Source organism: Acrocarpospora macrocephala (genome assembly GCF_009687865.1).
Classification (GTDB): domain Bacteria; phylum Actinomycetota; class Actinomycetes; order Streptosporangiales; family Streptosporangiaceae; genus Acrocarpospora; species Acrocarpospora macrocephala.
In genome coordinates this window covers 60989-73072 of the sequence record NZ_BLAE01000015.1, presented here as the reverse complement: position 1 = coordinate 73072, position 12084 = coordinate 60989, and the positions used below count along the sequence as shown (strand labels likewise).

Genomic DNA, 12084 nt, shown 5'->3' with positions numbered 1-12084 from the left:
CCGAGAAGTAAGAAGAAAGGGCGCCCCACCAGGGCGCCCCCTTTTCCATTCAGGCGGAGACGGTGAACGAGTCCAGGTCGAACAGGAAGCCCGAGCCTCCGGTGAAGACCAGGTACAACGGCCCGGAGGCCGAGCCGGTCAACGTCGTGGAGACGGTCGCGTGGGTGTCCCAGCCGCCCGTCGGGCTCACCGCGACCGAGCCCAGCAACGTGCCCGTGGCCGATCCCGACCGCACCTGGATGCTGCCGCCGGATCCGGCCGAGGACACCCGGGCGCTGAAGCTGCGCAGGCCCGAGGTGTTCACCCCCGAGTACGCCGCCCAGTCGCCGTTCTCGATGTAACCGATCGAGTAGCCGCCCTGCGCGTTCGGGTGGTCGGCGGGCTGCACCCCGCTCTGCGAGGTGTAGGCCTCACCCTGGACGGTCTGCGGCTGCGGACCGCCGCCGGAGGTGGACACGGTGATGGTGTCCACGTCGAGCAGACTCCCCGAGCCACCGGTGAAGACCAGGTACAGCGGGCCCGAGCCCGAGCCGGTCAACGTCGTCGACACCGTCGTGAACGTGTCCCAGCCTCCGGTCGGCGCGACTGCCACCGAGCCGAGCAGGGTGCCGGTCTGCGACCCCGAACGGATCTGGATGGTGCCGCCGGGTCCGCCCGAGGACACCCGGGCGCTGAAGGTGCGCAGGCCCGCGGTGCTGACCTGCGAGTAGGCCGCCCAGTCGCCGTTGTCGATGTAGCCGACGGTCTGGCCACCGCTGGCGGTGGCGTGGCCCGCGCTCTGGACGCCGGACTGCGAGGTGAAGGCCTCACCCTCGACGGTCTGGCTGTTCCCCCCGCCGGCGGTGGTGAAGCTGATCGTGTACGTCTTCCCCGCGGTCGCCCCCCAGCTCAGCGTGTCACCGGTCCGGGAGGCGGTGACGGTCGCGCCGGTCTCGTCCTTGACCAGGTAGGTGCCGGTGGCGGCGGCGGTGCGGACCTTGACCGGGGCGGTCTTCGCGGTCCGCAGCGTGACCGTCTCGGCCGCGCCCGACTTCCACGTGGTGTCGATGGTGATGTCGCCACGCGCCTTGAGACCCGTCACCGAGCCGTTCGCCCACGTGCCGGGCAGGGCGGGCAGCACGTGCACGGTGTCGTGCTGGCTCTGGACGAGCATCTCGGCGACACCGGAGGTCGCGCCGAAGTTGCCGTCGATCTGGAACGGCGGGTGGGTGTCCCACAGGTTGTCGAGCGTGGACGACTTGAGCTGCTCGGACAGGAGCTTGTGGGCGCGGTTGCCGTCGAGCAGCCGCGCCCAGAAGTTGATCTTCCAGGCCTTCGACCAGCCGGTGCCGCCGTCGCCGCGCGCGTTCAGCGAGACCCGGGCCGCGTTCGCCTCGGCCGTACCCGGGAGGATCTGGTTGCTCGGGTGCAGGGCGAACAGGTGCGACACGTGGCGGTGGGTGTCGGTCTGGGAGTCCCAGTCGGTCTTCCACTCCTGGAGCTGGCCCCAGCGGCCGATGCGCAGGCCCGGGTCCAGGCGGGACAGAGCGGTGGTGAGCTCGCTCTGCAGCGTGGTGTCCACGTTCAGCGCGCGGGCGGAGTTCAGGGCATTGGTGAACACCTCCTTCACGATCTGCTGCGACATGGACGCGCCGGCCGAGAAGTCGCCGTTCTCCGGCGAGTAGCTGGGCGAGACCACGAGGCGGTTGTCGCGCGGGTCGGTGTGCAGGAAGTCCAGCCAGAACTCGGCCGCGCCCTTGATCGCCGGGTAGGCGGTGGTGCGCAGGTAGTTGAGGTCGCCGTTGAAGCGGTAGCTGTCGTAGAGGTGCTGGGTCGTCCAGGCGGCCGCCTCGGGGAACCAGAACGACTGCGGGTAGTTGTGCACGCCGGTGAAGCCGTAGGGGTTGGTCTCGTTGTTGACCACCCAGCCGCGGGCGCCGTACATGTTCGTGGCGGTGACCCGGCCGGGGGCGATCATGCTGGTGACGTAGCGGTCGTAGGGGCGGGTGGTCTCGCGGAGGTTGGTCTGCTCGGCCGGCCAGTAGTTCATCTGCAGGTTGATGTTGACGTGGTAGTCGGCGTCCCAGGGTGGGTTCACCACGTTGTTCCACACGCCCTGCAGGTTGGCCGGGAGGATGTCGTTCTCCCGGGACGAGGAGATCAGCAGATAGCGGCCGTACGCGAAGAACATCGCCTCCAGCGCCCGGTCCTGGGTCGACGAGCCGCCCGCGTAGTTGCTCCGCAGCGTGTTCGTCGGCACGGTCGGGTTCGTCTGGCCGATGTTCAGCGTCACCCGGTCGAACAGGTTCTTGTAGTCGGCCAGGTGGGCGGCCTTCAGGTCGTCGTAGCTCCGGGCCGCCGCCGTGGTGACCCGCGAGGTGACGCCCGCCGCCGGGTCGGTGCCCCGGTAGGTCGGGTACTGATCGGAGTAGTTGGTGCCCGCCGACAGCACCAGCATCACGCTGTTGGCGCCGGTGACGGTGACCCGGTCGCCGGAGTCGGTGCGGGTGCCGCCCTGGTTGACGACCTGGACCTGGGCCTCGAACTTCAGGCCGTTGCCGGCCAGCGCGCCCTTGATGGTCAACCGGCCGTTCGAGGCGGTCACGGTCTTGTCGGTACGCGGTGAGGTGTGCCGCAGTGTGAAGGAGACGCGGCCGGTCTGGTTGGCCGAGATGCGGGCCACGATCACGTTGCCGGGGTTGCTGGCGAAGTACTCGCGGGTGTATTCGACACCGCCGGCCGTGTAGCCGACCCGGGCGACCGCCTCGCGCAGGCGGAGCTCCCGGCGATACTCCGTGGTGCTCGACGGCGGGTTGGCGAAGTCGAGGAACAGGTCGCCGAAGGTCTGGTAGGAGCCGAAGTTGGTCTTGCCCTGGCCGAGGGCGTTCGCGACGGTCTGCGGGGCGATCCGCTGGCTCTGGTCGATCTGGGCCTGGATGTTGTCGATGGCCCCCGGGCGGGGGGAGGTCCAGTTCCCGTGGTTGTAGCCGCCGGAGGCGCCGGGGCCGCCGGTCCACAGGGTCTTCTCGTTGAACTGGATCTGCTCGGAGGCCACCCCGCCGAACAACTTGGCGCCCAGCGGGCCGTTGCCGATCGGCAGCGCCTGGGTCTCCCAGCTCGTCGCCGGCGAGTTGTACCACAACGTCAGGTCGTCGGTCGGGGGAAGCGCCAGCGCCGCCGCCTGGCTTTGGGTGATCGCGGTCATGCCCGTGAGCATGACCAACGCGGCCAGTCCGGCAATGCCTAATCTTCGGCGCACGGGGTCCTCCGGTCAGGTGAGGGGTCAATCAAGGAAATAGCATCGAAACACCCCCGAAACAAGGCTTTGCATCCGATGTTTCCAGGAGTGGGAGCTGATTTCTGACCGGTTGATCCCGATAAGGTGGACTACAGATCGGATGTATTTCGAGTTATCGGAATCACAGCTCGACGCCCGTTTTCGTAGCCCGCCAATGCACCGGCTGTCGGGCTCGCCCATCACCATTCACCCGCTCTGGCGACGCGGTGACCGGGTCGCGGCAGGTCACCGCCGAGCCGTGACGTCGATCAGCAGTATGAACGTGCCCAGGCAGACCGTCATCAGCGGCAGCCACTTGCGCATGTCGATACCTTCGTTTCTCGCGGTGGTGGCGGGTGGGTCAGCGGGTGGGAGGGACGAACTCGGGCTGGTCGAGCAGGCGTAGCCAGCTTCCGTCAGGCTGGCGCCGGACGACCTGCGCGCGGGCGCCGGTCCCGTCCTTCGGCGGAGTCGAGGTGAGGGCGATGTCGCCGCTTATCAGCGTCGGCAATGGTTGTTCCGGCTCGAAGCGGGGACGGTTAGCCAGCACCTTTTCCCACAGCGCGCGGATCGCATCCCGGCCCACCGTCTGGCCGCCCGGCGGGTAGGCCAGCACCGCGTCCTGTTCGTAGAGTGCGGCGACCCCGGCCGCGTCACCGGCGTTGGATCGTTCGACGAACAAGCGGGTGATGTCTTCGGGCCGCATGGCTTTCTCGTACTCCGGCATTGATTCCTCCTGGCGTTGGGCTTCAGCACTTCCCAGCGTGATCGCCCATTGATCAGAAGTCCAACAGATGGATCTGCTAGAAGCTAGAATCTCCAGTCATGGACCTGAGGCAGCTGGAATACTTCGTCGCGGTCGCCGAGGAGCAGAACTTCACCCGGGCGGCCGAGCGGGTGCACATCAGCCAGTCCGGCGTCAGCGCCCAGATCCGCCAGCTGGAACGTGAACTCGGTGCCGAGCTGTTCGATCGGTCGGCGCGCGCCGCCACCCTTACCGTCGCGGGAAAAGCCGCGCTCGAACACGCCCGCGCCGCGCTCGCCGCCGCTGGGGCGATCAGCCAGGCGGTCGGTGAGGTGACCGACCTGATCCGGGGTCGGCTCACGGTCGGGATGGTTATCGGCTGCACCGTCACGCCGCTGTTCGACGCCCTCGCCGCGTTCCACCGGGCGCATCCCGGTGTGGAGATCTCGCTGCTGGAGGACAACTCCGACCGGCTCGTCGAGGGGGTGCGCGCTCGCACCATCGACCTGGCCCTCGTCGGGACCGCAACCGCCACCCCCGACGGGCTGAACGCGCTGACAATCATCAGCGAACGGCTCGTCGCGGCAGTCCCGGCCGGACACCCCTTGGCGAAACAGCGGCGGATCACCCTGCGCGACCTGGGCGCCTACCCGATCGTCTGCATGCCACCCGGCACCGGCCTGCGCACGGTATTCGACCAGGCCTGCGCCGCACAGAGCCTCCAACCGGTGATCGCGCTGCAGGCCAGCGCCGCGGATGCCATCGCCGACCTCGCCACCCGCGGACTCGCCGTCGCCATCCTCAGCGACTCGATGGCCGCGCGCTACCGCGACCGGCTCACCGCCCTCGCCATCGACGACGTCGAAACACCGGCCCTGCTCGCCCTGATCTGGAAGAGCACGCGCAGCCCCGCAGTGCGTGAGTTGCTCGTGCACAGCCGACAAGCATTCACCAAGCCCGACCCTGCTTAGCAGGAACGCCTTTCAAGATCCACTCAATGGGGGTGTCAGCCACGCGGCGAGGATGGCCGGTTGTTCACTGGTGGGGTTCTGACGGTCGCGGGCGCTCCTGCAGTTGGTCGCGGCGGCGGGTGAGGTAGGCGGTCTCACCGGTGTTGCCGGCCAGCTCGATGGCCCGGTCGTAGGCCGCGCGTGACTGCTGACTTTGGCCCAGCCGGCGCAGCAGGTCGGCGCGGGTGGCGTGGTAGGCGTGATAGCCGGCCAACGCCTCGGCGAGGCGGTCAACGATGGCCAGTGCCACCTCCGGCCCGTCGAGCTCGGCCACGGCGATGGCCCGGTTGAGGGCGATGATCGGCGAGGGGTCGAGGCGGACGAGCTGGTCGTAGAGGGCGAGGACCTGCGACCAGTCGGTGTCGCGGATGTCGCGGGCGGAGGTGTGCACCGCGTTGATCGCGGCGAGGATCTGATAGCGACCCGGAGCCACCCCGGCAGCGGCAGCAGCCAGGCGCTCGCGCACCAGCCGATGACCTTCGGCGATCAGTTCCGCGTCCCAGGCGCCGCGGTCCTGCTCGTCGAGCGCGACCAGTTCGCCGCTGGCCGAGACCCGGGCGGGACGGCGGGCCTCGATGAGCAGCATCAGCGCCAGCAGGCCGGCCACTTCTCCGTCCTGCGGCAGGAGCGCGCGGATCAGGCGGGTGAGCCGGATCGCCTCGGCGGTCAGGTCGTGTCGTACGGGATCGGTGTCGGGGCCGCTGGCCAGGTAGCCCTCGTTGAAGACGAGGAACAGGACGGCCAGGACGCCGGAGACACGAGCCGGCAGATCGTCGGCGGACGGCATCCGATAGGGGATGCGCGCCGCCTTGATCTTGGCCTTCGCGCGGGTGATGCGCTGCTCCATGGTGGTCCCCTGCACCAGGAAGGCACGGGCGATCTCGGGCACGGTCAGACCGCCGACCATGCGCAGCGTCAACGCCACGCGCGCTTCCACCGCCAGCGCCGGGTGACAGCAGGTGAAGATCAGCCGGAGCCGGTCGTCGTCGATGGCGCCCAGCGGCTCGGGTGGGGTGTGGTCGTGCAGCACCTGAGCCTCCTTGTGCTTGTCGTCGCGTTTGTTCTCGCGCCGGATCCGGTCGATGGCCTTGCGGTTGGCGGTGGTGGTCAGCCACGCGCCCGGGTTGGGGGGCAGGCCGTCGGCCCGCCACCGCTCGACGGCGGTCGTGAACGCCTCGGCCGCTGCCTCCTCGGCGCTGCCGAGGTCGCCGAAGCGCCTGGTCAGGGCGGCCACCACCCGCGCCCACTCGGCGTGGTGGGCCCGAGTGATCGCCTCCTCGACGTCGCTCACTGGAACGGCCGCACCTCGATCTTCCGATCGCAGACCTTCGACGCCTCGGCGGCGAGCTTGAGCGCCACATCCAGATCGGGGGCCTCCCACACCCAGACGCCGGCGAGGTACTCCTTCGACTCCACGAAAGGCCCGTCGCTGAACACCGCCTGCTCGCCCCGGTTGTCGATGACCGTGGCCGCGTCGGTGTCCGCGAGTCCGCCCGCGAAAACCCAGTAGCCCTCGGCGATCAGTCGTTCGTTGAACGCGCTGATGGCAGGCCGCCTGTCCGTGCTGCCGGGATTGCTCTTGTCATCGATCACGGAAACCAGATACTGCATCTGAAGATCATCTCCTGTGGTGTCAAGACAGCGTGGTTCGGTGGTAGGGACTTCAGGCCCTTGCATACCGAGGGCGCCCGGCCGGCCGGTAGATCTGGATCGTCACGCCCTTCGAGTCGACCCGCGACTCGACCAGATCGAGCGCAAGATCCGGACCGGTCTCCGGGAACAGTCTCGCGCCCTGGCCGAGGATCACCGGGATCACGATCAGAATCATCTCGTCGACCAGATCGTTCTCCAGCAGCCACCGGGTCAGGGCGCCACTTCCGTGCACCTGCAGCTCACCCCCGGGCTTGGCCTTCAGCTCGCTGATGGCCGCCGCGAGGTCACCGCGGAGAACGGTCGTGTCCTCCCAACGCGGCGCGGTGAGCGTGGTCGAGGCAACGTACTTGGGGGCCTCGTTCAAGGCCACGCCGATGGGATGTGCGCGCATCTGGTCGATTGATCCCCAGGAGCCGGCGAACAACTCGTAGGTGCGCCGGCCGAACAGGAACGCCTCGGCGCGCTGGTAGGTCTGCGTGATGAACGTCCTGGTCTCGTCGTCACCCGCCCCCAGGGCCCATCCGCCGCGCTCGAATCCGTTCCTGCGGTCCTCATCCGACGCACCGCCGTTTCCCTGCATCACTCCATCGATGGTGACCTGAGTCACGGTCGTCAGCTTCATGATCGCGGTTCCTTAGCCTTGGCGCCGCCCCTTGCGGGCGGCTTCACCCCTGCTACGAACACCACCGCCCCGATCCGACACCTCCTCCCGGACTTCTTTGAAGAATTTCCGGACGCCGGTCGTCATCGATCCGATAGCACGACAGTGTCGCAGCGACTGCGCTCCACCTCCTCAAGCGCGCCCAGCGCGGACAAGCTCGTGGACCAGGTCGATCGCGAAGATCCTGACCAGTGGTGGCGGGCGTCGAACGGCTCGGGCGCGTGGGCAACCTCGTCGGTGGCGTAGCCGCCGAAGCGCTGGATGCGGGCGTCAGACCGCGCACTGCGTCGGCTTCGATGGAGATGCCGTTGTTGATGAGTTCGGTGGCGTGGGCGTGGCGGAGTTGGGTGCGCAACAGTTCCTGAGTTGAGTTCGCTGGAGCTCTCCTAACTTCCCCTCGACCTCCCTGTCCGCCGCCGTCGCGCGTGCCGTCTCCGGGATGCGCGTTTCCGCAGCCCGCTGACAAGGGTCACGATCGTCATCGGACAAGACCCGCCTGATTCCTCCGGCTTGACGCATGCCGATATCGGCATATGATGCTGCCCATGGCACGAGCAGCGACGACGTCGGACGTCTTCAACGCGATCGCCGAGCCGCAGCGCCGGGAGATCCTGGCACTGCTGCGGGCGGGTGAGCGGCCGGTGACCGAGTTGGCCCAGGAGCTGGGGATGACCCAGCCGGGCGCGTCCAAACACCTGCGGGTGCTCCGGGAGGTGGGGCTGGTGCGGGACCGCAAGGCAGGCAAGCAGCGCCTGTACGGCCTTGACGCCCGCGGGCTGCGACCGATCCACGAGTGGACCGGCGGGTTCGAGCGGTTCTGGAACGAGAGCTTCGACCGGCTGGACGCGTACGTGCAGGACCTCAAGCAGGCAAGGCAGGAGGAGTAACCGATGGCAGCGACAGGACGGGACGCGCCGGCGCAGTCAGCGACAGCCGACCGCGAGATCGTGATCTCCCGGGTCATCGACGCCCCACGAGAGCTGGTGTTCGAGGCGTTCACCGAAGTCCGGCACCTGTCGCGATGGTGGGGACCGGAGGGGTTCACCACCACCACGCGGGCGTTCGAGTTCCGGGTCGGCGGGGAGTGGGACTTCGTGATGCACGGACCGGACGGGACGGACTACCAGGAGTGGATCACCTGGACCGAGATCGCCCCGCCGGAGCGGATCGCGCTGCTGCACGGTGAGTCCCGCGGCGACCCGAACGCCTTCGAGTCGGTCCTCACGTTCGCGCCCGACGGCGCGGCGACCCGGATCGAGATGCGCACGGTGTTCCCCACCAAGGAGCTGCGCGACGAGGCGGTCGAGAAGTACCACGCGATCGAGGGCGGCCAGCAGACCCTGAGCAACCTGGCTGCCTACGTCACCGAGATCGTTCGAAAGGAAGTTGAAAACTAATGGCCAAAAAAGTGTTCTTCAGCGTGTCGATGTCGCTGGACGGTTTCATCGCACCCGAGTCCCTCGAGGATTTGATGGGGCGGCAATGGATAGCGCTGCAGCAGTGGATGTTCCCGCTGCGGTTCATCCGGGAGAACCTGAAGCTGGGCGAGGGCGGCGAGGAGGGCCGCGACAACGACATCGTGCGGGAGACGTTCGAGCGCACCGGCGCGAGCGTGATGGGCAAGCGCATGTTCGACGCCGGCGAGCAGATGTGGCCGGAGGAGGCGCCGTTCCACACGCCGGTCTTCGTCGTGACGCACGAGAAGCGTGACCCCTGGGAGCGGCCGGGTGGGACCACCTTCCACTTCGTCAACGACGGCATCGAGACCGCGCTCGACCAGGCCCGCGAGGCCGCCGGCGACCGAGACGTCCGCATCGCGGGCGGCGGCGCGACGATCCTGGAGTACGTGAACGCCGGCCTGATCGACGAGTTCTCGATCGCGCTCTCACCCGTGCTGTTCGGCTCCGGAATCCGCCTGTTCGAGGGCGTGGACGCGGGCCGCGTGGCCCTGGAGCCGGTCCGCGCGGAGCCGACGCAGCGGGTGACCCACCTGACCTACGAAGTCCGGGAGCGGTAACCGTCTCGACCTCAGCGCTTCCCCGCCGAAGTCAGCAGCGCGGTGAGACCCTCGACGCTCTGAGCGTCAGGAAGGGAGAGCGTTCGGGCCGCGATCTCGGCCCGAACGCTCCTCGGCGGTTTCAAGGGGTCGTTGCAACACAAGTGATCAACTGGTTGTCGCCAGAAGCTTAGCGAGACGCTCGGCGGGATTCTCCCAGCCGAGCGTTTTGCGTGGTCGGCCGTTGAGGCGTGCGGCAACGGCGGCGAGGTGCTCGGGACTGTGGACGGATAGGTCGGTGCCCTTGGGGAAGTACTGGCCGTTGGTGTTCTCGTTCGATCCGCGTTGCCAGGGCGAGTGCGGGTCGCGCCGCGCGGCGGGTTGCCGCCTCCCGCCGATCCGCTCGAGCGAGCCCGGGGAGATGGCCGTGTAGGGGCACGCTTCACGAGGTTGGCGATCCTCGAACTGTCGACTCAGAGATCTCTTGGCGGCCGGACAGAGCTCCAGTTCGCGTACCGGGAGTGGCCGCTGCTGTGGCGATCTTCACCTCCTGATCGGACAGAGTACTAATCAGCTATAGGATGCGGCCTCCGCCGGGTGGAGTTGGGCAGCGGGCGATGGTGACCGGCCCGGTGGCGGTGCCGCTCGGCAGCCTGTCCAGGCGCTGGGCGCGGTTCCGGAGAATCGCCTGACCAGCTCGCGTTAGCCGCTCTGAGCGAACCCTGTGATCCCGACGCGGTCGACAGCCCTGTTCGCTCAGCAGGTATCTTGACCTGTCTTCTCCTATCTGTTAGATGATTACATAGATTACAATCTTTGCACAGGAACGGGATGTGCCAATGATCGAGTTCGAGGTCATAGGAAACAACGCGAAACGGCCGAGACGGGCGGCTCGGCGTGGGCGCCGCACGAGGTTATGCCTCGTAGCCCTTCTGCTGACGATGTCCGCCATCATGGCGGTCCCGGCCAACGCCATGGGGAGCGCTCTTGCTCCCGAGAACGGGGCGGCCACTCGCGCGGCCGACTCTCGGGTGGCAGGTGATCCCCAGCCGCGTCCAGAGCAGTACGGGGTTGGGTACCAAACCGACGTTCCAGTAGAGATGAGCGACGGGGTCGTTCTCTATGCGGATATCTGGTACCCGACGAACTCGAGCACCGGGCAGCGGGCGCAGGGAAAGTTTCCGGTGCTGGTCGAGGTAACCCCGTATAACCCCGCAGCCCGCCGGGCGCCGGATCCAGTCGCGTACCAACGCTTTCTGGTATCCCGCGGTTACATATACGTCGTCGGGCAGGCCCGCGGCTCGTGGGGGGCCGGCGGTGTGAACTGCTTCCTCTGTGATCGAGAGAAGCAAGACGGCGTTGACTTCGTTTACTGGGCCTCCCGCCTCGCCGAGTCCAATGGCTCGGTCGGGCTCGCCGGTTGCTCATACATGGGCTTGAACCAGTACTTCACCGCTGCGAGGCTCGGCCCCGGCTCGCCGGTGAAGGCCATGGTGCCGACCGGCGCCGGCGGGTTCCTGTATCGCCAGGCGGAGTTCTTCGGGGGGATGCCAAACGGCACCGTGCGGACGCTGATCGCAGGTTGGGGGGCACTTGCCGGCAGTGCCTCGGCCGCCGAGTTGGGACTGCAAGTCGGTGCGGAACTCGACACCGGCGGAGATCGCTCATTCAACCGGCAATGGTGGCAGGAGCGCGAGCCTGCCTATGTCATCGAAGACGTCGTGAGGAGCGGAATTCCCGTATTGATCAGGTCGTCCTGGTACGACGAGTACTACAGTTCGAGCTCAGTCGAGACATATTCGATGCTCCAGAACGCTGCGGCGGGCAGGGATGTCTGGGCCCCGATGCGTCCTGGCCGGCAGGCGACACCGCGGTACCAGTTGATTATGGGTCCCGAGCGCCATTGCGCATTCGCGAACGACCCGGCGGTCCTCGCGTGGTTCGATTTCTGGCTGAAGGGCATTGGCGACGGTCTCAGTGAGACTGCGACACCTGTCCACCTCTACGAGATGGGCACAGATCGGTGGGTCGATGCGCCATCTCGCTATCCGACGGTTACCGACTACAAACCTTTGTATCTTAACTCAGATGGCAGGCTGACCAAGTCCAAGCCAAGGCCTGCGGCGGGAAGTGACCGTATCGCTTGGGCTGCACCACAGACCGGTGCCGTCCTTCAATACACGAGCGACCCGCTGACTCATGGCGTCACCCTCGTCGGATCGCCTGTCGCGACCATCTACGCCAGTTCGAGCAACGCGAATCTGGAACTTATCGCGGAACTATTCGACGTCGCTCCAGACGGAACCACGGCGCGGCTCACCATGGGTGCGATGATCGGCTCGATGCGCACGGTCGACCACACCAGATCGTGGTTCGACGCGAATGGCGATAGCATCAGGCCATTCCAGACCTACACGCAAGCGGTGCCCGTCGTACCTGGAAAAGTCACCCGGTACGACATCCAGTTCAATGCCCGGATGTTTGCGCTGAAGCCCGGACACCGGCTGCGACTGGTTCTGACAACTCAGTCGGACCTGAACACTTGTCGGGATCCGGGTGTCTCCACCTGCGCCTTCCCGAACGAGCCACAGCTGAGCACGCTGGAAAATGGCGTGTACGACGTGCAGCATAATGTGGTGTTCGACTCTCGGCTCAACCTACCGATGCTGCCATCTCGGTCGCTCCAGACAGGTGGCGGACTGCCTTCATTGCCGTGACGCGCCGTACGCCATCAGGGGCGAACTTTTGAATAACACCATCCGG

10 protein-coding genes and 1 pseudogene are annotated in these 12084 nt (G+C 67.2%); 5 read left to right on the top strand and 6 right to left on the bottom strand.

The window, feature by feature from the left end; translation table 11 throughout:
* Positions 1-49: 49 nt before the first annotated feature.
* The gene (locus Amac_RS14810) at positions 50-3184 is read right to left on the bottom strand and encodes a glycosyl hydrolase family 95 catalytic domain-containing protein (RefSeq protein ID WP_155354946.1); all 3135 of its coding nucleotides are present in this window, start codon (positions 3182-3184) and stop codon (positions 50-52) included.
* A gap of 433 nt (positions 3185-3617) precedes the next feature.
* Positions 3618-3983 (bottom strand): YybH family protein, encoded by a 366-nt coding sequence (locus tag Amac_RS14805; RefSeq protein ID WP_155354945.1) that lies wholly within the window; start codon positions 3981-3983, stop codon positions 3618-3620.
* Between the two features lie 98 nt (positions 3984-4081).
* On the opposite strand from Amac_RS14805, the gene Amac_RS14800 reads away from it, so the two are divergent.
* Entirely contained in the window at positions 4082-4972 is an 891-nt protein-coding gene (locus Amac_RS14800; RefSeq protein WP_155354944.1) for a LysR family transcriptional regulator, read from the top strand.
* Between the two features lie 64 nt (positions 4973-5036).
* Here the strand turns inward: Amac_RS14800 and Amac_RS14795 are convergent, their stop codons facing one another.
* The 3 genes from Amac_RS14795 to Amac_RS14785 are packed head-to-tail and all read right to left on the bottom strand — an operon-like array spanning position 5037 to position 7286.
* Positions 5037-6302: an RNA polymerase sigma factor gene (locus Amac_RS14795; protein WP_155354943.1), complete on the bottom strand. Its 1266-nt coding sequence runs from the start codon at positions 6300-6302 to the stop codon at positions 5037-5039.
* Positions 6299-6622 (bottom strand): YciI family protein, encoded by a 324-nt coding sequence (locus Amac_RS14790; RefSeq protein ID WP_091093081.1) that lies wholly within the window; start codon positions 6620-6622, stop codon positions 6299-6301. The genes Amac_RS14795 and Amac_RS14790 overlap by 4 nt, the downstream gene beginning before the upstream one ends.
* A gap of 52 nt (positions 6623-6674) precedes the next feature.
* Positions 6675-7286: a dihydrofolate reductase family protein gene (locus Amac_RS14785; RefSeq protein WP_155354942.1), complete on the bottom strand. Its 612-nt coding sequence runs from the start codon at positions 7284-7286 to the stop codon at positions 6675-6677.
* Between the two features lie 584 nt (positions 7287-7870).
* Here Amac_RS14785 and Amac_RS14780 point away from each other — a divergent pair.
* Genes Amac_RS14780 through Amac_RS14770 form a run of 3 tightly spaced genes read left to right on the top strand, consistent with a single transcriptional unit; the run spans position 7871 to position 9342 of the window.
* Positions 7871-8212 carry an ArsR/SmtB family transcription factor gene (locus Amac_RS14780; RefSeq protein WP_155354941.1) on the top strand — a complete coding sequence of 114 codons (342 nt, stop codon included), beginning with the start codon at positions 7871-7873 and terminating at the stop codon, positions 8210-8212.
* A gap of 3 nt (positions 8213-8215) precedes the next feature.
* Positions 8216-8722 carry an SRPBCC family protein gene (locus Amac_RS14775; RefSeq protein WP_155354940.1) on the top strand — a complete coding sequence of 169 codons (507 nt, stop codon included), beginning with the start codon at positions 8216-8218 and terminating at the stop codon, positions 8720-8722.
* Positions 8722-9342: a dihydrofolate reductase family protein gene (locus tag Amac_RS14770; protein ID WP_155354939.1), complete on the top strand. Its 621-nt coding sequence runs from the start codon at positions 8722-8724 to the stop codon at positions 9340-9342. Before Amac_RS14775 ends, Amac_RS14770 begins: the two co-directional genes overlap by 1 nt.
* A 147-nt stretch (positions 9343-9489) precedes the next feature.
* On the opposite strand, the pseudogene Amac_RS14765 reads toward Amac_RS14770, so the two are convergent.
* Positions 9490-9687: pseudogene (locus Amac_RS14765) on the bottom strand (transposase); the annotation flags it as partial.
* A 734-nt stretch (positions 9688-10421) separates the two neighbouring features.
* Here Amac_RS14765 and Amac_RS14760 point away from each other — a divergent pair.
* On the top strand, positions 10422-12038 hold the full coding sequence (locus tag Amac_RS14760) for a CocE/NonD family hydrolase (RefSeq protein WP_170322484.1): 1617 nt from the start codon (positions 10422-10424) through the stop codon (positions 12036-12038).
* Positions 12039-12084: the final 46 nt, after the last annotated feature.

Bases quoted from the DNA above. Each gene is read 5' to 3' on its own strand.
- Amac_RS14770 (WP_155354939.1), top strand. From the start codon at position 8,722: ATGGCCAAAAAAGTGTTCTTCAGCGTGTCGATGTCGCTGGACGGTTTC.
- Amac_RS14805 (WP_155354945.1), bottom strand. From the start codon at position 3,983: ATGCCGGAGTACGAGAAAGCCATGCGGCCCGAAGACATCACCCGCTTG.
- Amac_RS14785 (WP_155354942.1), bottom strand. From the start codon at position 7,286: ATGAAGCTGACGACCGTGACTCAGGTCACCATCGATGGAGTGATGCAG.
- Amac_RS14780 (WP_155354941.1), top strand. From the start codon at position 7,871: ATGGCACGAGCAGCGACGACGTCGGACGTCTTCAACGCGATCGCCGAG.
- Amac_RS14810 (WP_155354946.1), bottom strand. From the start codon at position 3,184: ATGACCGCGATCACCCAAAGCCAGGCGGCGGCGCTGGCGCTTCCCCCG.
- Amac_RS14800 (WP_155354944.1), top strand. From the start codon at position 4,082: ATGGACCTGAGGCAGCTGGAATACTTCGTCGCGGTCGCCGAGGAGCAG.
- Amac_RS14790 (WP_091093081.1), bottom strand. From the start codon at position 6,622: ATGCAGTATCTGGTTTCCGTGATCGATGACAAGAGCAATCCCGGCAGC.
- Amac_RS14760 (WP_170322484.1), top strand. From the start codon at position 10,422: ATGAGCGACGGGGTCGTTCTCTATGCGGATATCTGGTACCCGACGAAC.
- Amac_RS14775 (WP_155354940.1), top strand. From the start codon at position 8,216: ATGGCAGCGACAGGACGGGACGCGCCGGCGCAGTCAGCGACAGCCGAC.